Source organism: Amycolatopsis sp. WGS_07 (assembly GCF_045278895.1).
GTDB lineage: Bacteria > Actinomycetota > Actinomycetes > Mycobacteriales > Pseudonocardiaceae > Amycolatopsis.
This window is the reverse complement of sequence record NZ_CP136053.1, coordinates 719,287-743,838: the sequence shown is the minus strand read 5'-3', so window position 1 is coordinate 743,838 and position 24,552 is coordinate 719,287. Positions and strand designations below refer to the sequence as shown.

Here is a 24,552-nt window from a genome sequence, read left to right as displayed (position 1 = left end):
TTTTCCAAGCACCACAGTGGGTTACTAGCAGGTAACAAGAGAGTGACGGCGAGGCGGGTCCGGACTTGACTCGCCCGTCCGGGTTGCTTAACGTCGTCGCGGGCAACGCAGACCACGGTGAGTTGTGATCCGGCTGGTCGGACCGGTGCAGAAAACGCCGCGGACCCGAATACCTAGGTAAGTGCCGGAAGGAAAACGGATCACGGTGAAGCAGAATTCCGGGCGGAACGGCCGCGGTTCGTCGATTCGCTCTCGCGTGCTCGCGATCGCGTTGATTCCGAGTGTGGCGTTGCTCGTGGTCGGTATCGCGCTCGCCGGATACCTGATTTTCGACGCGACCCAGGCGCGCAGTTACGCGCAGAAGATTCGCGGTTCGGAAGGTCCGGGCATTCCGTTCCTGCTCGCCGCCGAACAGGAACGGCAGCTGTCGATGAGCGTGCTCGCCGGGCAGGACGCCGCGCGCGCCGCGCTGCTGGCCACCCGGCCGAAGACGGACGCGTCCGCCGCGCAGATCACCTCGGTGCTGCAGGGCAACTTCGCGAGCGACTCGAACGTGCCCGCGAGCGTCAAGCAGAACATCGCCACCTTCGCCGCACTGGAAGCGAAACTGCCGCAGCTGCGGCAGCAGGTCGACTCCGGCCAGGTGCCGCGGCTCGAGGTGTTTTCCTTCTACAACCAGATCATCGACCAGTTCACCCAGGGCGTCGCCGGGCTCGCGCAGGCCGCGCGCGGCGCGGACAACGCGTACGCCCGGCTGTCCGCGATCCCGATTTTCAACGCTGCCGAGGAAATGCAGCGCAGCGACGCGCTGGCGTCGGCCGGGCTCGCCTCTGGCGGGCTGTCCGGCGACGAGCAGCGCGCGTACCTCGGCCAGATCGGCGCGTACCACGCACAGCTCGAACAGTCGGTGCCGCAGATGGTGCCCGAGGTGCGGGCGAACTACGACAAGCTCATCGCGAGTCCCGCGTGGACGACGGTGACCCAGGTCGAGAACGCCTTGCTGTCCGGCGCGAAACAGCTGCCGGTGCCGCTGGAACAGTGGCGGGCGGATGCCAAACAGGTCGCCACCACGCTGATGACGATGTTCGCCGCGCAGAGCGCGCACGCGACGAACGCGGCGATCACCGACGCGGACGACACGCTGCGGAACTCGATCATCGCGGGTGCGGCGGCGGTCCTCTTCGCGCTCGCAGTGGTGCTGATCGCGCTGCGGCTGTCGAACCGGTTCATCTCCCGCCTCGCCCGGCTGCGCGAGGACACTCTCGACGCGGCCGAGGTGCGGCTGCCGGAACTCATGGACCGCCTGCGCGACGGCGAACCGGTCGACCTCGACGCGGGCGGGCATCTGCTCGACCACGGCACGGACGAGATCGGCGAGGTCGCCGAGGCGTTCAACCTCGCGCAGCAGTCCGCGATCGCCGCCGCGGTCGAGGAGGCCAAGACGCGCCAGGGCACGAAGGCGGTGTTCCTCAACATCGCGCACCGCAGCCAGGTGATCGTGCACCGGCAGCTGAAGGTGCTGGACGCGGCCGAGCGCAAGCAGGAGGACCCGGACCAGCTCGACACGCTGTTCCGGCTCGACCACCTCTCCACCCGCGCGCGGCGCAACGCGGAGAACCTGATCATCCTCGGCGGCGGCCAGCCGGGACGGCAGTGGCGCAATCCGGTGTCGCTGGTGGAACTCGTGCGCGGCGCGGCGGCCGAAACCGAGCACTTCGCGCGGGTGAAGACGGCGAAGCTGCCGGAGGTCGCGGTGCGCGGGCCCGCCGTCGGCGACCTCGTGCACCTGCTCGCCGAGCTGATCGACAACGCGACGTCGTTCTCGCCGCCGGAATCGCGCGTCGAACTGCGCGGCAACGTGGTCGGCAAGGGCGTCGTGATCGAGGTCGAGGACCAGGGCCTCGGCATCGAGCAGGAGCAGGCCGACGAGTTCAACGCGATGCTCGCCGACCCGCCGGACTTCGGGATCATGGCACTGTCCGACGAACCGCGGCTGGGGCTGTTCGTGGTCGCGCGGCTGGCGTCTCGGCACGGGATATCGGTGCACCTGCGCGAGTCCGCGTACGGCGGGACCCGGGCGATCGTGTTGGTGCGCAAGGATTTGCTGGCACCGATCGGGGAGACGGAGTCTTCGGCAGACGGCGCTGGCGAGGCTGGCGAGGTTTCGGACGAGGTGCCGGAGCTTTCCCGGCTCGCGGTGGAGCCGTCGCGGCCGGAGCTGCCGCAACGGAAGGTGCGCCCGGTTCCTGAGCCACAGCAGGCGGAACTGCCGCAGCCCTCGCGTCCCGCGCCGGAGCCGCGGGTCGCGCCCGAGCAGCGTCGCGCGCCGGAGCAGGAGCGGCCGGAGTTGCCGACCCGGCGGGCTGTGCGGCCATCCGCCGAGGCGCCGGCGGTCCGTCCGCCGCAGAACCAGCGTCCGCCCGCGGACAACGGCCGCGCGCCGCGTCCGGCGGTGGAGAACGGACGGGCCGCGCCGCCGCGTCCGCCGGGCCGTCCGCCGCTGCCGCAGCGCAGGCGGCAGCAGAACCTGGTTCCGCAGTTGCGCAGTGACCGGCCGGCGCCGGAATCCGCCGAGGTCCGCGAGGACTCGCCGGAGCAGGCCCGTTCCCGGCTCAGCGCGTTCCAGCAGGGCACCCGGCGGGCCCGCGAGACCGATCCGGGGCACGACAACAGGTACGGAGACCGCGACTGATGGCGAACAACGGCGTCAACGAGCTTGACTGGCTGCTCGACGACCTCGTGCAGCGGGTCGCCGGCGCGGACCGCGCGGTGGTGCTGTCCGCGGACGGGCTGCTGATCGGCCGGTCGGGCAATCTGTCCGAGGCGGACGCGGAGCATCTGTCCGCGGTCGCGTCGGCGTTCCAGAGCCTCGCCCGCGGCACCGGACGGCATTTCGGCGGCGGCAACGTGCGGCAGACGATGGTCGAGATGGACCACGCGTTCCTGTTCGTCACCGCGGCCGGGCGGGGCGCCTGCCTCGCGCTGCTGGCCGGGGTCGACGCGGACATGGGGCTCGTCGCGTACGAGATGAACCTGATGGTCAAGCGGGTCGGCGCGGTGCTCACCGCGGCGCCGCGGGCCGGAGCGGTCCAGCGGACCTCGCCATGACCGGGCGGGCCCGCGAGTCCTGGTACGAGGACGAGGCCGGTCCGCTGGTGCGGTCCTACGCCGTCACCGGCGGGCGGACCCGCTCTGACACCCGCGGGCTCGACCTCATCACCCTCGTCGTCGCGCTGCGCGCCGCGAACGAGACGCCCGGCCTCGAACCGGAGTACGCGCGCATTCTTTCCCTGTGCCAGCGCCCGGTTTCGGTGGCCGAGGTGGCCGCGCGGGTCGATCTGCCGCTGCCGGTGGTCAAGGTCATGCTCAGCGATCTGATAGAACGCAACCTCGTGTTGTTCCGCACCGCGACGCCGGTGACCGACGCCCCCAGCCCCCACGTACTCCAGGCGGTTCTCGATGGCATCCGGAAACTCTGAGCCCCGCCGGTCCCTCACCGCGCAGGCGGTGAAGGTGCTCGTCGCGGGCGGCTTCGGGGTCGGCAAGACGACACTGGTCGGTTCGGTCAGCGAGGTGCCGCCGCTGCGCACCGAAGAGGTGATCACCGCCGCGTCCGAGGGCGTGGACGACCTGTCCGGCGTCGAGGGCAAAACCACCACGACCGTCGCGCTCGACTTCGGCCGGATCACCATCAACCCCGAGCTGATCCTGTACCTGTTCGGCACGCCGGGGCAGGACCGGTTCTGGTTCATGTGGGACGAACTGGCCGACGGCGCGCTCGGCGCGGTGGTGCTCGCGGATACGCGGCGGCTGGAATCTTGTTTCCCCGCGGTGGATTTCTTCGAACAGCGGGGGCTGCCGTTCGTCGTGGGGGTCAACTGCTTCGACGACGCTTACCGGTATGGGACCGAGGAGGTCCGCGGTGCGTTGGATCTGGATCCGGGGGTGCCGTTGCTGTTGTGCGACGCGCGGGAGCGGGATTCCACGAAGCAGGTGTTGACAGTGTTGATGGAGCATGTGCTGGGGCGGGCGATGCTCGTGAGTGGCAATCCCGGCTGAGATCGCCACTCACGGCATCTTCAGCGGCGGCGCAGCCCGTCCAGTGAGGCCGCACCCGGGCCCACCACCGCGATGGCCAGGAACACCCACGCGTACAACGCCGCGGGCTCGCCCATGTTGTGCAAAGGGAGCAGTCCTTCCGGGGCGTGCACGGTGAAGTAGGCGTAGGCCATCACGCCGGACAGCACGAGCGCGGAGATCCGGGTGAAGAGCCCGGCGAACACCAGTACCGCGCCGACGACCTCGATCAGGCTGGCCCAGTAGCCGGGCCATTGGCCGAAGGGGACCGCGCCGCCCGCGTTGTCGATGCCGCCGAAGAGGCCGAAGCCCATCAGGCCGTGGCAGAGGAAGAGGAACGACACCACGGCCCGGAAAAGGGCCAGGATGGTGGGGCGGACCCGGTCGGTGAGGGTCTTCGCGCTGGCGGTTTCCGGGGTGGTGTTGCTGGTGGTGATCGTGGTGGTCATCGCTGGGGTTCCTTCCGGGCTTGGCGGTGTCTTCACCTACGCGTCGAACGGGCTCGACGCGGATCGACACTTCGCCGGGAAGTTTTTCGTGCCGCTGTTCGGGCTGGTCAGCGGGCCGGGCAGACTGGGGCGATGGTGGTTCGGCGTAGTGCTGGGGTGTTGGTGTTTCGGCGGGGCGCAGGCGGGATCGAGGTGTTGCTCGCGCACATGGGCGGGCCGTTTTGGGCGAAGAAGGACCTGGCGGCCTGGTCGTTGCCCAAGGGGGAGATCGAGGAGGGGGAAGAGGCGGAGGCGGCTGCTCGGCGGGAGTTCGCGGAGGAGCTGGGGATGCCGGTGCCGGAGGGGGAGTGGACGGAGCTGGGGGAGGTGCGGCAGTCCGGGAAGGTGGTGATCGCCTGGGCGGTGGAGGGGGATCTTGATCCGGCCGGGGTGGTGCCGGGGGTGTTTGAGATGGAGTGGCCGCCTCGGTCCGGGCGGATGCAGGAGTTTCCTGAGGTGGATCGGGTGGAGTGGTTCGATCTGGCTACTGCTCGGGAGAAGTTGGTCAAGGGGCAGCGGGGGTTTTTGGATCGGATCGGCGAGTGGGGGTAGGGCTCGTCGCCTGGCGGCGACATTGCTGCGGTCCTTGTGGTGGGGCACCCCGAAGCCAATTGTGATGACGGTCGAGGGGTGCTTGTCAAGGCGGGAAAGATGCCTTGACAAGCACCCCTCGACCGCATTTGGGCTTCGTATCGGGGTGCGGGGGGTGGTGTGGGTGCCTTGGTGGGGTTATGCGCTTAGCTGGCGTAGCAGTGTGGTGAGCGGGGTGGTGGTGAAGGAGGGGAGGAGCTGGTCTGCTTTGGCAGAAGTCCAGTTGGGCGGTGATGGGGTTTGGTACTGCGACGGTGGTGATTCCTGCTGCTTTTGCCGCGCTGACTCCGTGGGGGGAGTCTTCGAAGGCGATCGCTTCTTCTGCTGGGACGCCTAGGGTGCGCAGCGCTGCCAGGTAGGTGTCCGGGGCTGGTTTGGGGGCGTGGCGGTCGCCGGTTTCTATCGCGGTGAAGCGGGTGGTCAGACCTAGCCGGTCTAGCTGGCCGCGTACCCAGGCTTCCGAGGAACTCGAGGCGACGCCTAGTTTCAGGCCTTGGCTGGCGGCTTCGTCCAGGTAGTCGAGGACGCCTTCTCGTGGACCGTCGGCGGCGAGGAGTTCGTGGACTCGGGCGCGCATCGCGGGGCGCAGGGTTTCTGGGTCCAGGTCGGCTACGTGTTCGGCTAGCAGCTTGAACATCGTCTTCGCGGTGTGCTGGGTGCCGATGACGGTGTGCCAGACGTCCAGCGGCAGTTCTACTCCGTGGTCGGCGAACATTTCTTGCCAGGACCGCAGTACGGCGGCTTCGGTGTCGGCGAGGGTGCCGTCGAAATCGAAAATCAATGCTCGCGTAGCCACGTTTCGCAGCTTGCCGCACCGGGCTCGGCGGCGGGGTCAGTTCGTGGCGAAAAACTCCGCCAGCACCGGGGCCAGTGCGGCGGTTTTCACCAGGTGGGTCTGGCCGGGCAGGGTGCGGTACTCGGCGGCGGGCAGCTGGTTCGCCGCCGCTGCGACGCCGTTGCGCATCCACGCTGGGCTCTTGCCGCCGTCGAGGACCAGGGTGGGGGCGGTGATGCCGGACCAGCGAGCCTCGGGGAGCGGGCGTCCTGCCTGGTTGTCGTCCATTACCTGCGCGTCGTAGGCGAGGGTGTGGGCGACGCGTTTCATGCGCGGCCACGCCGGCATCAGCCGCATCATCGTGACCATCAGGGCGGGCAGTCCGACGCCTTCGACCATGAACGTCTTGATCGCGTCGCCTGGTTTGCCCGCGGCGATGGCGGCTTCGAGTTTTGCCTGGTAGTCGGCGGGGACGCGCTTGCGGGTGCTGTCCACGACGAACGGCGGCTCGTACACCGCGACCTTCTTCACCGGCACGCCGCGGTGGGCGGCTTCCAGCACCAGAGCCGCGCCGGAGGAGATGCCGTAGAGGCCGATCTCGCCGCCGGCTTCCTTGGCGAGCGCGGCGATGTCTTCGACCTCGCGTTCCACGTCGTACGGCTTCGTGTCGCCGCTTTCGCCTCTGCCGCGGCGGTCGTAGGTGTAGACGGTGAAGCGGTCGGCCAGTGCTTTGGCGAGGTCGTCGTTGGGGGTCGAGGTGCGGTAGCAGAGCGCGCCGTCGACGAGGACCAGCGCGGGGCCGGAGCCGATGCGGGAGTAGGCGATCTGGGTGCCGTCGGCGGACGTGACGGTGGGCATGGGGTTCCTCCTGGACGTGGTGTCGTGGGAAGAACCTTCGCATCCGACTGCTTGAGTTGTCAAGACAAAAAAATTGTTCGGTGGGATCTGTGGCGGCTCGGGCGGGCGGAGGGGCTGGTCAGGCGCTGCGGAGGGTCAGCAGGGCGATCTCGTTGGGGGCGAAGACCCGGAACGGCGGGCCCCAGAAACCGGAGCCGCGGCTGTTGTACAGCTGGGTCGGCCCGTGCCGGGTGAGGCCGGACAGGGTGGGCTGGTCGAGGCGGACCAGGAGGTGGAACGGCCAGATCTGGCCGCCGTGGGTGTGCCCGGAGATCTGCAGGTCGACGTTTTCCTCGCGGGCCTGTGCGACCTGTTTCGGCTGGTGGGCGAGCAGGACGACGGGGACGTCCGGGTCGGAGCCGTCGAGGGCGGCGGCCAGGTCCGGGCCGTGGCCGGGCAGTCCGGAGGCGGCTCCGGTGGGGTCGTCGATGCCGGCGAAGAGCAGGCGGGCCCCGTCGCGTTCGAGCAGCGTCGAGCGGTTGTGCAGGGTGTCCCAGCCGAGGCTTGCCATGTGGTCCAGCCAGGCTTGGGCCTCGCCGAAGTACTCGTGGTTGCCGGTGATGTAGAACCGCCCGAGCGGGGCCTGCACGCCGCCGAGCGGGTCGACCTGTTTGCGCCGCTTCGCGACCGATCCGTCGGCGAGGTCGCCCGCGTGGCAGACGACGTCGGGCCGCAGCCGGTTCAGCTCGGCGACCAGTCGCTCGGACCAGCGGGTGCGGTCAAGCGGGCCGTAGTGGGTGTCGGTGACGACCGCGACGCGCAGCCCGTCGAGCCCGGCGCCCAGCTTCGGCAGGACGACGTCGACCTCCTTGACCGGCGGCACCCGCATGGCGATCCGGTTCCCGGCGACGAGCAGCACCGCCGCGACGGCGAGCGTGACCGCGGCTACGATCCGTGGCCGCGCGGGATCGTCCACTCCGGACACCAGCAGGATCAGCCGCAGCACGTGCGTGAGGACGCTCCAGGTGAACAACACCCAGATCACGCCGAGGGTGACGTCCCCGATCCGGGCGGCGGCGTCGCTCTGCTTCGGACCGTGCCCGAGCGCCATGAGCACCGGAAATCCCAGCGCGGCGACGGCGAAAACGACCGTGCCGGCGACGGTGCCCGCGACCGGCCAGTCCGGCAGCAGCACGAGCACCGACCAGGGCTCGCCGAACAGCACCAGCAGCGCGGCGACCACGAAGGCAGCCCGACGAACTCCCACGGTTGTTGTCCCTTCGGCCAGGTGCTACCCAGCGTAGCCGCAGTTGGGCGGTGGGCGGCGGGGTGCGGAGGGAGGTGGGGGTTGGTGGGGTCGGCGGCGGGCGTGGTTGGGCGGAGGTGCGCGGTCGCCGTGGGTGGGGTGGATGGGGTTGTTGCTGTGGTGGTGTGGTGCGTGGGTTTGGCGGCGGGCCTGGTTGGGTGAAGTTGCGCAGGGCCGTGCCTGCGCGCCGGGTGGTCGCCGCGCGGTGAAGTGCGCGGTCTCCGTGGATGGGGTTGCTGCTGTGGCGGTGTGGTGCGCGGGTTTGACGGCGGGCCTGGTCGGGCGAAGTTGCGCAGGGCCGTGCCTGCGCGCCGGGTGGCCGCCGCGCGGTGAAGTGCGCGGGAGTTCGGCAGCGAGCCCGGTCGGGTGAAGGTGCGCGGGTCGCTGGTGCGGGGTCGCGGGCGCGTGGAAGCACCGCTCCGCCCCGGATTCACCCGGCGTGGCTCAGGATTCTCCCCGGCCCGCGCGCCAGCTGGCGACGGTTTCGTCCACGTCCAGCGGCCGGGCTCGTAGGACCGGGCCGTCCTGGGGCAGTGCGTGGGCCTTGCGGATGCGGTCGTTCAGGTCCTCGACGATTTCCCGCACCTTGCGTTCCGAGTGGACTTTCGCCAGTTTTCCCGGCAGGTCCTGGATTTCCCTCGGCAGGGCGAGCGACGGCGGCAGGAACGCGGCCACGTCGAGGTCGCCTTCGCGGGCTCGCCGGACTGCCCAGTCGGTCGCGGCGTCGCGGCCGGTCGGGGGCGGCAGGGGTTTTCCGGCGCCGGGCAGGTCCTCGAAGTCGCCGCGGGATTCGGCGGCGGCGATTTGCCGGTCGACCCACGTGCCGAACGACACGCCCGGTGGTTTGCGTTCCGTCACTGGAACCACCTCCCTCGCCACCCCAGCGTAGCGGCCGGCGGAGCGGTGCGGAGGGGACGAAGGTCCTGAAACGGCAGGTAGGATCCCACGTTGACCGCACGAGGCCGGAGGGGGACGCGATGATCGTCGAGCACGAGGGCGACGGTCCCGAGGCTGCCCGTGAGGAGGTCGCGCGCACGCTTGACCTGCTGTGGCGCGATCGCGCGGGCGCGCCGGAACCTCCGCCGCGCGGCAGGCGGCCGACGCTCACCGTCGAGCGGATCATCGTGGCCGCTATCGCGGTCGCGGACGCCGAAGGGCTTGTCGCGACGTCCATGCACCGCGTCGCGAAGGAACTCGGGGCGGGCACGATGACGCTCTATACCTACGTTCCCGGCAAAACCGAGTTGATCGATCTTATGGTGGATACCGTTCTGCTGGAAAGGAATCTGCCTGGACCCGGCGAACCTCGGCCGGAGGATTGGCGGGCGCAGGTGCGCGTTTACGCGGACCGGACCCGCGATATTTACCGGCGGCATCCGTGGCTGCGGGAGAGGTCTCGGGTCCGGCCTGCGCTGGGGCCTGGGCAGCTGGCTGGGCAGGAGTATTTGCTGTCTATTATGGACAGTCTGGGGCTGCCTGCGCGAGAAGTTGCTGCGGCGGCTAGTGCGGTCGCGGGGTATGTCGACGCGAACGCGGCGGTCGAGGCGGAGAGTGTCCACTTGGAACAGACCACCGGGCAGTCCAATGACGCGTGGTGGGGACAGCGTTCTTCGTTCTGGTACACGCATTTCGACGTCGAATCCCATCCGGCGATGAACCGGACCTGGCTGGCCGGAGGCTTCGACAGCCCGACTGCGAAGCAGGCTTCGGAGGCGTCGGAGTTCGGATTGGACCGGCTTCTCGACGGGATCGCCCATCGGATCGATCAGGTCGCGAAGTAGGGTCAAACCCTGGCGATGGCGTCGATTTCGCCGATCAGCTCCGGCCACAGTGGACGCGGCAGGTCGTGTCCCATGCCGGGATAGGTCACGAATTTCGCGCCGGGAATGGCGTCGGCGGTCGCGCGGCCGGCGCTGACTGGCTGCACCGGGTCGGCTTCGCCGGTGATGACCAGGGTCGGCACGCGCACGCTGGCGAGTTCCGCACGACGGTCTCCCAGCGCGTACATTGCCTTGCCCTGTCGGCGAAACGCGGCGAAATCGGTACGGGTATGGAAAGTCCGGCGGCCGACGTCGCGGATCCATTCCTCGTCGTGCGGATGGCCGGGCGAGCCGACGACGCGGTAAATGCGCACTAGCTGCTCGCCGGCGGATTCCGGGTCGGTGGGCCGTTTCCGGTGTATCGCGGCGAATTTGACGAGCGTGCGGACTTTGCGCAGGTTCCACCGCTGGAGGTGGTCCGGCGCGGAGGACAGCGACGTCAGGCTCAGTACGCGATCCGCCTGGCGAGTGGCCATGACCTGGGCGATCATGCCGCCGAGGGAGACGCCGACGACGTGTGCGCCGGGCCAGCCGAGTGCGTCCAGCACGGCGATTCCGTCGGCGGCGGAGTCGGCGAGGGTGTAGTCGGCGGTGGCGCGGGAGGACTGGCCGGCGTCGCGGTTGTCGTAGCGGGCGACGTGGAAACCCTTCTGTACCAAGGATTCGCAGAACTTGTCCGGCCAGCCCTGCATCGGGGCGAGTCCGCCTTGGATCAGCAGCAGCGGACGTCCTTCGGTGCCAAAGGTTTCGTACGCGATAGCTATCTCGCCGTTGCGGGCGAACGAAACGGTCATGGATTCCTCCGTGGATCGGGGAACACCGCGGCGAGGGTTCCGGCGAGCACGCCCGCTACGTCGGTGTCTGGATCGATGCCGCGACGCAGGGCGAGCCCGCCGCTCAACGCGCCGAGCAGCACGACCACCTGCGGCAACGGGACGGCTGGCGTGATCCCCAGTCGTTGGCAGTGTTCGTCAAGTACGGCAACGATTTCTTCTTCGTGCTGCCGTTGTGCGGAGACGGCGGCCGCAGCGGTTTCGGGAAGTCTCGTGACAGCGGCGGCGAACTCGGCAGTCGTCCGGCTCCAGCGGGCAGCTTCCTCGTCGTCGGCGATGGCGCTGGGGGTGAGCGCGGCGATCAGGTCGTCTCGGCTGGACGCTTGGCCGAGTGCGGTTTTGATCAGGTCGAGGTGTGCTTCGGCGCGGGCGTCGATGATCGCCAGCCACACGCCTTCCTTGCCGCCGAAGTGCTTGTACACCGCGCCGCGCGTGTACCCGGCTTCCGCGGCGATCTCCTCAACGGTCGCGGCGAGGAACCCACGCCGGACGAGCACCGCTCGCCCCGCCTCGATCAGTTTCTCGTGCGTGAGCTGCTGTTGTTCGGCCCGCGTCAGTCTGGTCAAGGCCCACCCATTCGGTAACACGGTGTTTCTAGAAACACGACGTTACCAAGATGCGGGCGAGTCAGGAACCCTCAAGCGCGAACCGGACTCCGGTTGCCTCCTCGGAAAGCGCCCACAGCCGACGGCCGCGCGCGAGGTTCCGGGAGGCGGCCATCGCCTTGCCCGACCGGGGCCGGCCGACGCCGCCGAAGGCCGGACCGTAGTAGGAACCCGCGGCCGGCTCGACCGCGGCCCGGACCGCCGGCCACGCGCCGTGGTCCTTGCCGTGGGTATAGGGCGCGAGCAGGCGCATCACCGGCATGGGCTTGGTGATCCCGGGGCGAGCGGGGCTGGTGCGTTCGAGGCTGAAGCCGGGGTGCGCGAGGATCGCCCGCACCGGCGAATCCGCAGCGCGCAGCCGCCGGTCGAGTTCCGTCGCGAACGATTGCACGGCGTGCTTCGACAGCGCGTAGGCGCGGAAGTCCGAGTACTTGTGCTCGCTCTGCAGGTCATCGATGTCGTACGGATACATCCGGGTGATCAGGCTGCCCGCCAGCACCACCCGCGCGGCCGACGCGGTCAGCACCGGCATCGCCAGCGCGGTGAGCGCGAAGTGGCCGAAGTGGTTGGTGCCGACCGCCAGCTCCAGACCCTGTTTCGTGGTCCGGCGCACCGGCCCGGGCGCGGTGATGCCCGCGTTTTCGATCAACGCGTCCACCCGGTCCAGCCGACCGAGTGCCTCGACGGCGGCCGGGACGGAGTCCAGGTCCGCGAGGTCAAGCGGGATCGTGCTCAGCGAGGCGGACCCGACACGCGTGCGCACCATCTCGACGGCGGCGTGCAGCCGTGCCGGATCCCGGCCCAGCAGCGCGACGTGCGCTCCGGCGGCAGCCAGTTGTTCGGCGATGAAGTAGCCGATCCCGGCGTTGCCCCCGGTCACCGCGTAGGTCTTGCCAGACAGGTCCGGCAGCCGCCGGGGATTCCACGCCACGATCGCTCCCCCATAGTCCGGTTTCGGTCCGGACTATACGAACGCCGCCGTCAGTGCGTCGGCGCGGCCTCCGTGGTGGTGCTGGAGGTCGTCGTGGTGGTGGACGTCGTCGGGTTCGCCGGGGCGGAGCTGGACGACGTCGTGCTCGTCGGCGTCGTGGGGGTGGTGCTGGTGGGCGTGGCCGGGGTGCTCGGCGGCGTACTGGTCGGCTTCGACGGGGAGCTGCTGCTCGGCGCGGTGCTGCTGCCCGGGAGCTGCGTCGGCGTGCCGGGCTGGCTCGGCGTGTTCGGCTGCGCCGGGGTCACCGGCGGCGGGGCGGGCGGCGCGACGTCGCCCGCCGGGCTGCCCGCCGCGGCCTCGACCGCGCCGGGTCCTGGCGGGGCCCCGATCGGGACGTGGCTGTCCGGCAGCTTCGAAACGCCGTTGCGGTAGCCGTACGCGTACGCCATCACGGTGTCCACATAGGACTGCGAGTTGTTGTACCGGCGCACCGCGAGGCGCTGGTTGGCGTCGCTGGAGAGGTCCAGACCTCCCGAGCACAGGTAGCGCGCGGTGGCGAGGGTCTCGTCGTAGATGTTGTTCGGGTCGGAGACGCCGTCGCCGTTGCCGTCGGAGGCGTAGGACGCCCAGGTCGACGGGATGAACTGGGTCGGGCCGACCGCGCGGTCCCACACCTGGTCGCCGTCGTAGCGGCCGCGGTCGGTGTCGCGGATCGCGGCGAACCCGCCCGCGCCGTCGAGGACCGGGCCGAGAATGCGTTCGAGGGTGTTGCCGCGGGCGTCGACGTAGCCGCCGCGCGCGTGGTTCGACTCGACGCGCCCGATCGCCGCGATCAGCGCCCAGTCGACGTGGCAGCCGGGCTGCTCGCGGGCCATGATGTCGGCCGCGTTGCGGTAGGCGCGGAGCATGCTGTCCGGGATGCCCAGCGGGCCGGCGGTGGTGGCCGAGCCGGGGCCGTTCGGGTAGCCCGGCACGCCGAGGGCCTGCGGGACCGGCGGCTGCGGGAGGCTGCCGTCGACGCCGATCGGCGGGAGCGTGATGCCCGGCGGCAGGCCGAGGGAGTTCGGCGCGGATTGCGCGACCGACGGCGGGTCCGCGGCGCGCAACGCCACCGGGATGCCGGACGACGTGACCGTCGGCAGCACCACGAGCGCGCCTCCGGCGAGGGCGGCGAAAGCCCGGCTACGGGCGTTCCGTCCCTCCAGGCGGCGTCTGGCCATGCGCTTCTCCCCGTTTCCGTTCTGCCGGTCCGCGGCCCAAGCTAGCGGATCAATGCGCGCTCCGGTGAGGGGTCGGCGGAATTCTGTCCGTTCCGGCCAACTTTCGTTCGTCTGGCATAAAACCTTCGGCGGGTTCCCGTCATCGGGGCTTAACCGGGACTTCGCTGAATAGGCCGAATGGAGCAATCCGTTCGTCGGGTCCACTGTGGACCCGTCGATGCATTAGGCCGCCGGGCCGAATCGCTTCCGGTATTCGGACGGTGACAGCCCGGTGTGCCTGCGCAGCTGCATCCGGAGATTCGCGCCGGTGCCTAGTCCGGAGCGGGCCGCGATGCGGTCCAGACCATGTTCGCCGCGTTCGATGAGGCGGCGGGCCAGTGTCACGCGTTCGGCGGTGAGCCAGGCGAGCGGGGTCGTGCCGAGTTCGGCGCGGAACCGGCGGTGCAGGGTGGCGGCGCTGGTCGACGCGCGGGCGGCGAGGTCGGTGACGGTGAGCGGTTGGCCGAGGTGCTGGCGGGCCCATTCCAGGACTGGCGCGAGGGAAGCGTCCGGAATCTCGGGCAGCGGGCGTTCCACGAACTGTTGTTGCCCGCCTTCGCGGTGTCCGGTGAAAACGAGACGGCGGCTCACTTTGTTGGCGATTTCCGCGCCGTGATCTCGCTGGATTACATACAGCGACAGATCGAGCGCGGCCGCGCTTCCGGCGGCGGTGAAAACTGTGCCGTCTTCGACGAAGAGAACGTCCGGTTCCAGCTGAACCTGGGGATAGCGCGCGGTGAACTCGTCGGCCCATTGCCAATGCGTGGTGGCGCGGCGATGATCCAATACCCCGGCCTGGGCCAGGGTGAACGCGCCGGTGCAGAAGCTCATCAGCCGCACGCCGCGGGCGTCCGCGCGCTGGATGGCGTCGATGATCTCCGGGTCGGCCGGGGTGTGCGGGTCCGGCCGGTTCGGGACGATCACCGTGTCCGCGGCGTCGACCGCTTCGAGGCCGGCGACGTCGGCGAGGGTGAAGAAGCCGAGGTGCATCCGGGCTTGCCCGCCGGGCGCCGCGAGCGCGAAGTCGTACCACGGGCGCTGCAGTTCCGGCCGGCGCAAGCCGAACAGCTCCGTCGCGACGCCCATTTCGAACGGGTTCGACCCGTCGCCGACGATCATCACGACGCGGTGCGAGGATCCTTTCGACATATGCGATTCCTAGCACTCCCGGACGCCGGAGGCCAGGCTCAAGATCGAGACATGACAACTCAGCCCCTTGACCTGCAGGCCGTCCTCGCCGGTTTCGACGTTCCGTGGAGCCCCCGGATCGTCGCCAACGTCAACGACTACGACATCCGCCTCGCCCGGTTCGCCGGCGAACACGTGTGGCACAAGCACGACGACACCGACGAGTTCTTCCTCGTTCTCGACGGCAGCATCGAGCTTGGCCTGCGCGAAGCGGACGGCGAACGGACGGTGACGCTGACGCGTGAGCAGCTGTTCGTGGTCCCGCGCGGCACGTTCCACAAGCCGTCGTCGAAGGAGGGCGCGGTGGTGCTGCTCGTGGAGCCGACCGGGACGCTTTCGGTCGGCGACGAGCACGACGAGGTGCCGGACACGGTCGACGTGACCGTCGGACATCGCGTCTGACCTGCTGGGTTGCACCGTGGGACGGGTAGGATCGGCGCCATGAAACGCACTTCCTTCGCGCAGTGGCCGTGCTCGATCGCCCGGACCATGGACCTGCTCGGGGACTGGTGGACGCCGCTGGTGCTGCGCGACGCCTTCTACGGCGTCCGCCGCTTCGACGAGTTCCAGCAGGCGCTCGGCATCGCGCGCAACACCCTCGCCGACCGGCTGCGCAGGCTGGTTGACGAGGGTCTGCTGGAGAAGCGCGCCTACCAGGACGAACCGGTGCGCTACGACTACGTGCTCACCGAGAAGGGGCGCGATTTCTGGAGTGTGCTGGCCGCGATGACGGCCTGGGGCGACCGGTGGCTGGCCACCGAAGCGGGTCCGCCGATCGTGCTGCACCACGACGCTTGCGGCCACGACACCACCGCGGCCGTGGTGTGCGCGGAGTGCGGCGAGCCGTTGTCGGCTGACGACACGCGGATGCGGCGCGGCCCGGGCTTCCCCGAGCGCCTTTCACAGCGGCCCGACGTGCAGGCGAGGTTCGCTCCGCAGGAGTAGCAGTCCGTTGACACGGTCAGTCTAGTTGCGCAACTATGCTGGTCGAGACGCCAATGGAGGAGGACTCGCGATGGAGTGGACCGGCGCGCGGTACGCGGACGCCCCGACCGTGCAGGTGGACGCGTGGATCGACGGCTCGCCCGAGCAGGTCTGGCGGTTCGCCTCGGACGTCGTGCTCATGCCGGAGCTGAGCGGCGAACTGCAGTCGGTCCGGTGGTGCGACGAAGGTTCGGAGCCGGCGCTCGGACGGTCCTTCGTCGGGCACAACCGGCACAAGATGCGCGGCGAGTGGGAGACGACGTCCTACATCATCGAGTGCGAGGAACCGCGCGTTTTCGCTTGGGCGGTCAGCGATCCGGCCAATCCGACCGCGGTCTGGCGGTTCACCCTCGCCCCGGAGAACGGCGGCACGCGGCTGACCCAGTGGGCGCAGATGGGGCCGGGGCCGTCCGGGGTGACCGAGGTGATCGCGCGGATGCCGGAGAAGGAACAGAAGATCGTGCACGTCCGGCTGAGCGAGTTCGAGGCCTCGATGACCGCGACGCTCGGCGCGATCAAGGAGCGCGTGGAGACCGCCGGATGATGCGGACGGCCACCACGGTCGAGGCGTCCTCCGGCTGGCCGGACACCCGGGATTTCGTGCTGGAGGCGGAAAAACTGGGTCTCGGCGAGTGCTGGGTGGCCGAGGCGTGGGGTTCGGACGCACCGTCCGTGCTCGGCTACCTCGCCGCGCGCACGGACCGGATCCGGCTCGGCTCGGGGATCATGCAGCTCGGCGTGCGCACGCCGGTCGCGCTCGCACAGGCCGCGCTCACCTTGGCCGAGATGTCCGATGGCCGGTTCGCGCTGGGGCTCGGGCCGTCCGGTCCGCAGGTGATCGAAGGGCTGCACGGGGTGCCGTTCGCGCGGCCGTTGACCCGGATGCGCGAGACGGTGCGGATCATCCGCAGCGCGTTCGCCGGGGAGAAGATCTCCTTCGCTGGCAAGGCTTTCCAGATCCCGCTGCCCGGCGAGTCCCGTCCGATGCGGCTGTCGACGACGCCGAACGAGGACATCCCGATCTACCTGGCCACGCTGTCGCCGCGAATGCTGGAACTCACCGGCGAACTCGCCGACGGCTGGCTGGGCACGAGCTTCGTCCCCGAAGGAGCCGACGCGTACTTCCGTCACCTCGACGCCGGGCTCGTGAAGGCGGGCCGGAGCCGCGGCGATCTCACGGTGTGCCAAGGCGCGGAGGTCGCGTTCGCGTCCGATGAGGACGAACTGCGCGCGATGGTGGCCGGACGCAAGAAGGAACTGGCCTTTTCGTTGGGCGGCATGGGTTCGGCGAGCACGAACTTCTACCACGACGCTTACGCCAGGCAGGGCTGGGCCGAGGTCGCCGCTGAGGTGCGGGAACGCTGGCAGTCCGGCGATCGCGACGGCGCGGCCGGGCTGGTGACCGACGAGATGGTGCTCGCGACGACGCTGATCGGCACCGAGGACATGGTCCGCGCGCGGCTGAAGGTGTGGCGCGCCGCCGGAGTCGACACCGTCCGGCTGTATCCGGCGGGCGAAACCCTGGAAAACCGGCTCGCGACGCTCGGCAGGGCACTCGAGTTGGTAACGGAAGTGCCCTGACAGACCAAGCATTGGGTCAACTGGCTGCGTCGGCGGGTCCGGCTGCGCCATAGTGTCGGCGATCCCGAACACCAAGGAGTCGCTCGATGCGCAAGATCGTGTCCACATTGTTCGTCTCGCTCGACGGCGTGGTGGAAGCGCCGGACCAGTGGTCGCTCTCGTACTGGAACGACGAACTGGAGCACGCGGTGGGCGACGGCATGGCGGACGCCGACGCGATGTTGCTGGGCCGGGTGACGTACGAGGGTTTCGCCGAGGCGTGGCCCGGCCGCACGGACGACCCGGGCGCGGAATTCATGAACAGCGTGCCGAAGTACGTCGCGTCCACCACCCTGACCGCGACGGACTGGCACAACACGACCCTGCTGCGCGGCGACCTCGGCGAGGCGATCGCGGACCTGAAAGCCAGCGCGGGCGGCGACATCATGACCAGCGGAAGCACGACACTGGTGCGATGGCTCCTGTCGCACGGGCTGGTGGACGAGCTGACCCTGCTGCAGTACCCGGTGGTGGTCGGCAAGGGACGGCGGTTGTTCCCGGCGGAGGGGCCGCAGCTGGACTTTCGGCTCGCGGAGAGCGCGGCGTTCCGCAACGGGGTGCTGCGGCTGGTTTATCGGCCTTCCGATGATTGAGGGTTCCGTTCTCTGTCCCATTCAGCGGGTACCGGGCCGGCGAAATAGCACCGGCCCGGTCGGGAAATGCGGAGATCCGAGCGGTGCCGCCTTACGCCGATGCGTCCAATTGCAGTAGCGTCGTGGCGGCTCCGGGCGGCGTGGTGCCGATGCCGACTTGGGTCGTTCCGCTGGGATTGACGTCGACGGTGCTGTGCTGCCCGGCGTCAGTGGTCAATTCGGCCCGGAGTTTGTGTCCTTGGCCCGCTGCCGCGCCGTCTCCTCGAATCGAAAAGACCTCGGGAATCTTCAGCGTCAGGTGGCCGCTCGTGCCGAGGACCCGGAAGCAGACCGATCCGTCGCCCTGCTGGCCGACGGTCTGGCTGGACTGGACCACGATGACCCCGGTGACCGGGCTGGGGCACGGGGTGATCAGCAGATGGCCGTCCCCGCTGATCAGCTGCACGTGGTAGTCGGCGAGGATCTGGGCCGCGCCGGGATAAGAGTAGTCCTCCACGATGCTCGGCTGTTCGTCGGTCGCGCCGGACTGGGCGCCGCTGGCGGCGGTGACCGCGGCCGTGGCGGCGAGCGCGGTCGCGGTGGTCGCAGCTGCGATGACAATTGCTGTCCGGTGAATTGGGCGCATCTCTCCCCCAAATAGACCATTGGTGAGCAGTGAATTCAACAGGGCGGAAGTCGAGAGGCTCCGCGGTCACCCCCGCGTGACATCGAGAGATTAGACGCCGCTTTCCGTGAATGGTCGCCGACCGAAGCGAGATGTGACACATGTCACGATAATTGATAAAAGCAATATACAAGCCTTGGTAAAGTGAAGAAAAGTTTCGCTCGCGGTGTAACGCCTGAGGGAAAAGGGCGATGAATCCGGCGGTGCCATGGGGGAATCCCGTTTCGGATATCCGCCATTTGGCCCTGCCGCGGGATTGCGTTTCTTCAGCGAGGGGGATGTGCATGCGTGCGTCAGGAACTCGGTTTCGAACTGCGCTGAGCGCGGTGCTGACGGTCGCGGTGACCGCGGGAACGCTCGCCGCGCCGCAGGCGGTCGCAGCTCCGGAGCGCGCCCCGCGCGCGGTTCCGGCAGCCGCTTCGACGGGCGGACGGCCGCTTTCCGACCGCGAGAAGACAGTGACGCTGTGGCGGTTCGGCGGCCCGGCGACCAAACGCGACGCGGCGATCGCCCTGGCCGGCTCGGATGCGGCCATCACGACCTTCTTGACGACGCAGCGAGACCCGGACGCGCGGATCGATCGCGACATCCACGTCAACCAGGTCATGTCCGCGGGCGGGCCGGCGACGAAAACCGCCGCGCAGCAGGCCCTGGACGCGAACACAGACGACGCGCTGAAAGCCTTCCTGGACAATGGATGGCAGGGGCCCCACAAGAACGACCTGACCCTGCGGGTCAACCAAGTCATGTCCGCGGGCGGCACGCAGGTCAAGGCGGCCGCGCAGAAGGCGCTGGACGAGAACACCGTCGACGCGCTGCAGGAATTCCTCGACAGCGGGTGGCGTGCCGCGTTCCAGATAGACCAGAGTCTCCGGGTCAACCAGGCCATGTCGGCCGGCGGGCCCGAGGTGAAGAAGGTCGCACAGCAAGCCCTCGACGCCAACAACGTCGACGCCTACACCCAGTTTCTCGCGATCGATTTGCCGATGGCGCAGGCACGGGACGCCGAGACCGCGACGATCACCGACCTGGTCGCGACCGCGCAGGCCGCTTCCGACCAAGCAGCGGCGGAGACGCAAACCGCGAAGCAGGAATCGGACCGTGCGGTAGCGGAAGCCGCTGCGGCGCAACGGGCGGCGGAAGCCGCGAAGGCCGCGGCCGCGGCAGCGCAGGGGCATTCGGGAGAAGCCACCGACGCGGCGAACCGTGCCGCCTACGCCGCTGATCAGGCCGCCGCTACCGCGCGGCAGGCGATCGGTGCGGCGAACGCGGCCTCCAGCGCCGCGCACACTGCAGCCGCTGCCGCCTCTCGCGCGGCTGCCGCGGCGGCGCGGGCAGGCCAGGCCGCGTCGAACGCTTACCACGCCGCTGAAGCCGCCATCACGGACAAGGACAAGTCCGAAGGCGCGAAGCTAGCCGCGCAGACAGCTAGGGACGCGGCATTGGGCGCGGCGAAGGCGGCGGACGCGGCGCGGTCCGCGAAGGCGGCCTCGACTGCGGCGGAATCCGCCGGCTCGCTGGCGAAGGACGCTGCCGCTCAGTCCCGGGCTGCCGCGGACGCGGCGACCGACGCCGCGAACAATTCAGCTGCCGCGGGCGCGGATGCCCGGCAGGCCCAGGCAGCCGCCGCAACGGCACGGGCACAGGCCGCGCGGGCGGTCGCGGCTGCCAACGCCAGCCAGTCTTGGGCGCACGAGGCGAGCGCGGCCGCCGGGCAGGCGGCGGACGCGGCGAGTGCCGCGGCGGCGGACGCGACCGCGGCCGCGCAGGCTGCCGACGACGCAGCCGCTCATGCCGGAGAAGCGGCAGATGCCGCGAGGAAAGCCACGGTGGCGGCGAATGCGGCGACGGCTTCGGCGAACGCGGCGACCGCCGCCGCCACTCAGGCCGCTCAGATCGCCCGTTCCGCGCGCCAGGCGGATGACGACCGGATCGCGCAGGCCGCCCAGGTTGCCGACGACGCCGCGAAGGCTGCCGCCGCGTCGGCCGCGGCTCAGCCGAACCCGCCCCGGCCGGGCCTTGACCAGGCCAGCACGTGGGACGCGGAGACCAACCGGCTGATCGGCGAGGCAACCGCCGCCGGGGCCCCGCGGGCCACGGTGGTCGCCGATGCCCGCAAGATCGCCATGAACCTCTCCCAGTCCGGCGGTCCCTGGACGAAATCCGCGGCGATCACCGCGTTGGGCGGCACCGACGACGAGGCGGCCGACTTCGTGACCGCCGGTCTGTCCGCCGCCGCGGGGCAAGACGACCGGGTCACCCTCGGCAGCCTGCGCGATTCCGGCACGGACGGCTTCCAGAAGGCCGCGGCCGCCGCGCTCGCCGGATCGGACCTCGACGTCCGGAACTTCCTGCGCGACCCCAGCTACCCCGAGCGGCGGACGGAAGACTCGCTCAAGACCAACCAGATCATGTCCGCGGCCCGTGCCGCCGGCCGGACAGTCGTGGTGGACGAGGCGCAGAAAGCGCTCGACGCGAACACCGATCAAGCCTTGCGGGATTTCGTCCAAACCAAGCAGTACAGCTCGCTGAAGATCGACGACGCGCTCAAGGTCAACCAGGTCATGTCGGCCGCCAAAGCCTCGGGCGAGCGCGAAGTCGCCGCCGGTGCACAGGCCGCGCTCGACGGTCCGCCGTCCCTGCTGCACGAGTTCCTCGCAGTCGGTCAGTACACCGCCGCGCGCCGCGACCAGAACACCGCTGCGCACAACGCCGCGATCGACAGCCTGCTCGCGAAAGCCTCTAACGCTGCTGCGACGGCAACCCACGACGCCAACGACGCCCAGGCTGCTGCCGCGCGTGCCCGCAACGCTGCCGACGAGGCCGCGGGCTATGCGCGCCAAGCCGAGGACGCCGCAACCCTGGCAACCAAATACGCCAACGACGCCAGCGCCGCGGCCGACCGGGCGGCTGCTTCCGCGAAACAGGCGCAAGACTCAGCCAACGCGGCTTCTCGAGCCGCAGTGTCGGCCACCGCTTCCGCAGACCAGGCCGGTCGTTCGGCCGCTTGGGCACAGCGCTCCGCGGACAACGCGGCCGGCTTCGCTCAGCAGGCCAGCATCTCGGCGCACAACGCACATTAAGCCGCAGTCGACGCGGGCAAGAACGCCCAAGACGCCGCCCTTGCCGCGCAAACTGCTTGGCAAAGCGTCGCCGCCAAGGCCGCCGTCGAGAAGCAAGAAGCGATCAAAGCGCGGACCTATCAATGCCAGCCCGGGATTCGCGCTGCCTGGAACGAGGGGATCTACTCCACCGAGGACTGCATCGCGCTGTTCAGCGGCAGCAAGGCGGACCAGGAACGCGTCCTCAACCATCTACAGGAGCTTTGCCGCCACCTCAATCCTTACGGCAGCTACGACATCACTCGCTGTCTCGACCCGCACAATCTGCTCAGCCCCGACTTCTCGCCCCGGCCGGTCGGGGACGACACTCCGGCTTGGCTGAGCACAGTGAGCCTGATCGTCCTGACCGGACTGGTCACCCTCGCCTGTCCGGAATGCGACCTGATCGGAGTCCTGGGCGGGGGCGCGGTCGAACTCGGCGAAGGCGGGATCGGGGCGGCCGAACTGCTGGGAGCGGCGGAGGCGGCGACCGCGGGTGCCGGAACCCTCGACGCGGCCGGCGCGCAGATCGCCGCCCAGGTCGGCCGGGCCGCGGGCCTGGCGGAGGAAGAGGCGGCCGGGGCCGCTCAGCTGGCCAGGGAAGCCGAGCGGCTCGTCGACCTGCCCAATCCCGGGTTTCTCGACATCACCGCGACCCGAGCCTCGGCTTCCGAGATCAGGGCGGCTGAGGAAATGGCGTCTGACGGTGCTCGCGTCGAGTTGAGAGACCCCATCGGAACCCGTGCCGAAGGACAAACGAGCGACCTGGTCGTCGACGGCGTCCTGTGGGATGTGATTACGCCGAAAACAAATATTGTCAAAAATGTGGTGAGCCGGATAGCCGGGAAGTACTCGCAGGTGCACGGCGGGGGAGTGATCGTCGACCTCGGTCCCAGCGGTCTTACCGAAGCTGATTTCGGCGGCGCGGCCAAGGCGCTGGACTGGGCGAACAGTATGATCTCCAGTTGGGGCAAGGGCCCCCTGCTGAGCGGGGTCAAGTTCTTCGGAGGGCGATGATGGCGAAGATCCGGTGCGTGTGCGGAAACATCGTCAGAGACGACGACCCGCACGACAGCATGTACTTCTTGACCAATGATGAATTCGACGTCGAAGCTTCCGGTGTCGAACTGTTCGGCAAAGCTACCCTGGTCGTGCGCTGCCCGGAATGCGAGCGGTTGTGGTTCTGGGGAGAAAACGGCGTATTTCGCGAATACACGAAAGCCTGGGAGCGGGACTCTTGAGCGCCCGCAGTGCTCCTTCTGACATGGGATGAAGGAGCACTGCGGCAAGCTCAGTTCACCTGCCGGTCCTGCCCCTCCCAAAACGGCTGCCGCAGCTTGAACTTCTGGATCTTCCCGGTAGCCGTCCGCGGCAGTTCCGCGAGGAATTCCACGCGCTTTGGGCACTTGTACCCCGCCAGATGCTGGCGGCAATGCGTGATCAGCTCGTCCGCCGTCGCCTCGGTTCCGTCCGTCACCACCAAAGCCGTGACCAGTTCCCCCCACTTCTCGTCGGGGATGCCGATCACCGCGACCTCCCGGACGGCCGGGTGCGAGTTGAGCGCGTCCTCCACCTCGATCGACGACACGTTCTCGCCTCCGGTGATGATGACGTCCTTCTTGCGGTCGGCGATCGTGAGGTAGCCGTCGGTGAAGCTGCCGCCGTCGCCGGTGTGGAACCAGTTGCCTTCCTGGACTCGCGCGGTTTCTTCCGGGTTTTCCCAGTAGCCGTCGAGGTTGTGGTTGCTTTGGGTGAGGACCTCGCCGTCGGTGTCGATCGTGACGCGGACGCCTAGGGCGGGTGCGCCCGCGCGGCCGAGGAGCTTCGCCTGCTCGTGCGGGTCCAGGTCGGCCCATTCGCTGCGGAAGCGGTTCACCGTGACCAGCGGCGAGGTCTCGGTCAGGCCGTAGATCTGGATGAACTCCCAGCCGAGTTCGGCGCGCACGCGTTCGATGGTGCGGGTGGGCGGCGGCGCGCCGGCTACGACGATGCGGACGCGGTCGCGGCCGGGGATTTCGCCGTCCCAGGTAGCCGCGCCGTCGAGCGCGGCGGTGACCACGGCGGGGGCGGCGCACATGATGGTGACGCCGTGTTCCTGCACGCGGCGCAGGATTTCGGTGCCGTCTACCTTGCGCAGCACGATGTGCCGTCCGCCGAGACCGGTGACCGCGTACGGCATTCCCCAGCCGTTCGCGTGGAACATCGGCAGCGTGTGCAGCAGGACGTCGTTGTCGCTGAGCGTGGTGTGCAGGCCGAAAGTGGTTGCGTTGAGCCACAAATTACGGTGCGTGAGCTGGACGCCCTTCGGCCGCGCGGTGGTACCCGAGGTGTAGTTGATCGTGGCCGTCGCGGATTCGTCGGCGGTCCACGGGCGCGGTTCGCCTTCGCCGCCCCAGATTTTGTCGTCGTCCTCGCCTAGAATGAACACGTGCTTCGCGGTCACGCTGTCCAGCAACGGTTTTAGCTCGGGATCGATCATCAAAACTTCCGCGCCCGAGTGTTCGACGATGTAGCGCACTTCGGCGGGCGCGAGGCGGAAGTTCACCGGCACCAGGATGCGGCCCCATCCGGAGACGCCGAAGAACGACGTCAGCAGCCGCGCGGAGTTGTGCGAGACGATGGCGACCCGGCCGCCGGCGGGCACGCCCAGCGCGTCGAGGTTCGCCGCCTGCGCGCGGGCGCGGCGGGCGAGTTCGCGGTAGGACACCGAACCCCAGGACTGCGCGGGCTGGGCGGGTTCGTCCACCACCGCGATCCGGTCCGGGTACACCGTTTCGGCGCGGTCGAGGAAGTCGCAGACACTGAGGTCATAGAACACGTGGCGATCCCTTCGCGTCAGCGGGCCGCACTGCCCGCGCGGGTGATTTTCACTCGCTGGAC

The 24,552-nt window shown here is 69.4% G+C and carries 25 protein-coding genes and 1 pseudogene; 14 read left to right on the top strand and 12 right to left on the bottom strand.

Annotated features, from left to right (window positions below):
• Window positions 1-205 precede the first annotated feature (205 nt).
• From RPX00_RS03245 to RPX00_RS03230, 4 genes are read left to right on the top strand one after another with little or no spacing between them, the layout of a single operon-like run.
• Entirely contained in the window at window positions 206-2,692 is a 2,487-nt protein-coding gene (locus RPX00_RS03245; protein WP_406637312.1) for a nitrate- and nitrite sensing domain-containing protein, read from the top strand.
• Window positions 2,692-3,108, top strand: a complete 417-nt coding sequence (locus RPX00_RS03240; protein ID WP_009082431.1) for a roadblock/LC7 domain-containing protein — start codon at window positions 2,692-2,694, stop codon at window positions 3,106-3,108. The genes RPX00_RS03245 and RPX00_RS03240 overlap by 1 nt, the downstream gene beginning before the upstream one ends.
• On the top strand, window positions 3,105-3,479 hold the full coding sequence (locus RPX00_RS03235) for a DUF742 domain-containing protein (RefSeq protein WP_406637310.1): 375 nt from the start codon (window positions 3,105-3,107) through the stop codon (window positions 3,477-3,479). Before RPX00_RS03240 ends, RPX00_RS03235 begins: the two co-directional genes overlap by 4 nt.
• Complete coding sequence (locus tag RPX00_RS03230) at window positions 3,460-4,059, top strand: GTP-binding protein (RefSeq protein ID WP_406637308.1); 600 nt, start codon at window positions 3,460-3,462, stop codon at window positions 4,057-4,059. The genes RPX00_RS03235 and RPX00_RS03230 overlap by 20 nt, the downstream gene beginning before the upstream one ends.
• A 20-nt stretch (window positions 4,060-4,079) precedes the next feature.
• On the opposite strand, the gene RPX00_RS03225 is transcribed toward RPX00_RS03230, so the two are convergent.
• Window positions 4,080-4,526 (bottom strand): DoxX family protein, encoded by a 447-nt coding sequence (locus tag RPX00_RS03225; RefSeq protein WP_406637306.1) that lies wholly within the window; start codon window positions 4,524-4,526, stop codon window positions 4,080-4,082.
• 132 nt (window positions 4,527-4,658) lie between these two features.
• On the opposite strand from RPX00_RS03225, the gene RPX00_RS03220 reads away from it, so the two are divergent.
• Window positions 4,659-5,117, top strand: coding sequence for an NUDIX domain-containing protein (locus RPX00_RS03220; RefSeq protein WP_406637304.1), 459 nt, complete (start codon window positions 4,659-4,661; stop codon window positions 5,115-5,117).
• A 177-nt stretch (window positions 5,118-5,294) separates the two neighbouring features.
• Here RPX00_RS03220 and RPX00_RS03215 read toward each other — a convergent pair.
• The 4 genes and pseudogenes from RPX00_RS03215 to RPX00_RS03200 form a co-directional block, all read right to left on the bottom strand.
• A pseudogene (locus RPX00_RS03215) lies at window positions 5,295-5,952 on the bottom strand (HAD family hydrolase).
• A gap of 36 nt (window positions 5,953-5,988) precedes the next feature.
• Window positions 5,989-6,789: an alpha/beta fold hydrolase gene (locus tag RPX00_RS03210; RefSeq protein ID WP_406637302.1), complete on the bottom strand. Its 801-nt coding sequence runs from the start codon at window positions 6,787-6,789 to the stop codon at window positions 5,989-5,991.
• Window positions 6,790-6,907: 118 nt separating this feature from the next.
• On the bottom strand, window positions 6,908-8,035 hold the full coding sequence (locus RPX00_RS03205) for a metallophosphoesterase (protein WP_406637300.1): 1,128 nt from the start codon (window positions 8,033-8,035) through the stop codon (window positions 6,908-6,910).
• A gap of 483 nt (window positions 8,036-8,518) precedes the next feature.
• A complete protein-coding gene (locus RPX00_RS03200) occupies window positions 8,519-8,932 on the bottom strand; it encodes a DUF1992 domain-containing protein (RefSeq protein ID WP_406637298.1) in 414 nt (137 codons plus the stop codon).
• A 119-nt stretch (window positions 8,933-9,051) separates the two neighbouring features.
• Here RPX00_RS03200 and RPX00_RS03195 point away from each other — a divergent pair, with 119 nt between their 5' ends.
• Window positions 9,052-9,855: a TetR/AcrR family transcriptional regulator gene (locus RPX00_RS03195; protein WP_406637296.1), complete on the top strand. Its 804-nt coding sequence runs from the start codon at window positions 9,052-9,054 to the stop codon at window positions 9,853-9,855.
• A 2-nt stretch (window positions 9,856-9,857) separates the two neighbouring features.
• Here the strand turns inward: RPX00_RS03195 and RPX00_RS03190 are convergent, their stop codons facing one another.
• From RPX00_RS03190 to RPX00_RS03170, 5 genes are all read right to left on the bottom strand, one after another.
• Window positions 9,858-10,688: an alpha/beta fold hydrolase gene (locus RPX00_RS03190; RefSeq protein ID WP_406637294.1), complete on the bottom strand. Its 831-nt coding sequence runs from the start codon at window positions 10,686-10,688 to the stop codon at window positions 9,858-9,860.
• Window positions 10,685-11,293 (bottom strand): TetR/AcrR family transcriptional regulator, encoded by a 609-nt coding sequence (locus tag RPX00_RS03185; protein ID WP_406637293.1) that lies wholly within the window; start codon window positions 11,291-11,293, stop codon window positions 10,685-10,687. The genes RPX00_RS03190 and RPX00_RS03185 overlap by 4 nt, the downstream gene beginning before the upstream one ends.
• A gap of 61 nt (window positions 11,294-11,354) precedes the next feature.
• On the bottom strand, window positions 11,355-12,263 hold the full coding sequence (locus tag RPX00_RS03180) for an SDR family NAD(P)-dependent oxidoreductase (RefSeq protein WP_406637291.1): 909 nt from the start codon (window positions 12,261-12,263) through the stop codon (window positions 11,355-11,357).
• A gap of 50 nt (window positions 12,264-12,313) precedes the next feature.
• Entirely contained in the window at window positions 12,314-13,483 is a 1,170-nt protein-coding gene (locus tag RPX00_RS03175; RefSeq protein ID WP_406637289.1) for a lytic murein transglycosylase, read from the bottom strand.
• Window positions 13,484-13,705: 222 nt separating this feature from the next.
• A complete protein-coding gene (locus RPX00_RS03170; RefSeq protein ID WP_406637287.1) occupies window positions 13,706-14,671 on the bottom strand; it encodes a helix-turn-helix domain-containing protein in 966 nt (321 codons plus the stop codon).
• 51 nt (window positions 14,672-14,722) lie between these two features.
• On the opposite strand from RPX00_RS03170, the gene RPX00_RS03165 reads away from it, so the two are divergent.
• The 5 genes from RPX00_RS03165 to RPX00_RS03145 all read left to right on the top strand — a co-directional run bounded on the left by RPX00_RS03165 (window position 14,723) and on the right by RPX00_RS03145 (window position 17,907).
• Window positions 14,723-15,112 carry a cupin domain-containing protein gene (locus RPX00_RS03165; protein ID WP_406637286.1) on the top strand — a complete coding sequence of 130 codons (390 nt, stop codon included), beginning with the start codon at window positions 14,723-14,725 and terminating at the stop codon, window positions 15,110-15,112.
• A gap of 39 nt (window positions 15,113-15,151) precedes the next feature.
• The gene (locus tag RPX00_RS03160; RefSeq protein WP_406637284.1) at window positions 15,152-15,655 is read left to right on the top strand and encodes a winged helix-turn-helix transcriptional regulator; all 504 of its coding nucleotides are present in this window, start codon (window positions 15,152-15,154) and stop codon (window positions 15,653-15,655) included.
• A gap of 70 nt (window positions 15,656-15,725) precedes the next feature.
• Entirely contained in the window at window positions 15,726-16,238 is a 513-nt protein-coding gene (locus RPX00_RS03155; protein WP_406637282.1) for an SRPBCC family protein, read from the top strand.
• Window positions 16,238-17,275 carry an LLM class flavin-dependent oxidoreductase gene (locus RPX00_RS03150; RefSeq protein ID WP_406642742.1) on the top strand — a complete coding sequence of 346 codons (1,038 nt, stop codon included), beginning with the start codon at window positions 16,238-16,240 and terminating at the stop codon, window positions 17,273-17,275. The genes RPX00_RS03155 and RPX00_RS03150 overlap by 1 nt, the downstream gene beginning before the upstream one ends.
• An 86-nt stretch (window positions 17,276-17,361) precedes the next feature.
• On the top strand, window positions 17,362-17,907 hold the full coding sequence (locus RPX00_RS03145; RefSeq protein ID WP_406637280.1) for a dihydrofolate reductase family protein: 546 nt from the start codon (window positions 17,362-17,364) through the stop codon (window positions 17,905-17,907).
• Between the two features lie 91 nt (window positions 17,908-17,998).
• On the opposite strand, the gene RPX00_RS03140 is transcribed toward RPX00_RS03145, so the two are convergent.
• Window positions 17,999-18,532: a hypothetical protein gene (locus RPX00_RS03140; protein ID WP_406637278.1), complete on the bottom strand. Its 534-nt coding sequence runs from the start codon at window positions 18,530-18,532 to the stop codon at window positions 17,999-18,001.
• Between the two features lie 365 nt (window positions 18,533-18,897).
• Between RPX00_RS03140 and RPX00_RS03135 the strand changes: the two genes are divergently transcribed.
• The 3 genes from RPX00_RS03135 (at window position 18,898) to RPX00_RS03125 (ending at window position 22,913) form a co-directional block, all read left to right on the top strand.
• Window positions 18,898-21,654 carry an ALF repeat-containing protein gene (locus tag RPX00_RS03135; protein WP_406637276.1) on the top strand — a complete coding sequence of 919 codons (2,757 nt, stop codon included), beginning with the start codon at window positions 18,898-18,900 and terminating at the stop codon, window positions 21,652-21,654.
• A 366-nt stretch (window positions 21,655-22,020) separates the two neighbouring features.
• Window positions 22,021-22,689 (top strand): hypothetical protein, encoded by a 669-nt coding sequence (locus tag RPX00_RS03130; RefSeq protein WP_406637274.1) that lies wholly within the window; start codon window positions 22,021-22,023, stop codon window positions 22,687-22,689.
• Window positions 22,686-22,913, top strand: a complete 228-nt coding sequence (locus RPX00_RS03125) for a hypothetical protein (protein ID WP_406637272.1) — start codon at window positions 22,686-22,688, stop codon at window positions 22,911-22,913. The genes RPX00_RS03130 and RPX00_RS03125 overlap by 4 nt, the downstream gene beginning before the upstream one ends.
• Window positions 22,914-22,963: 50 nt before the next feature.
• On the opposite strand, the gene RPX00_RS03120 is transcribed toward RPX00_RS03125, so the two are convergent.
• Window positions 22,964-24,490, bottom strand: coding sequence for an AMP-binding protein (locus RPX00_RS03120; protein WP_406637270.1), 1,527 nt, complete (start codon window positions 24,488-24,490; stop codon window positions 22,964-22,966).
• Window positions 24,491-24,552: the final 62 nt, after the last annotated feature.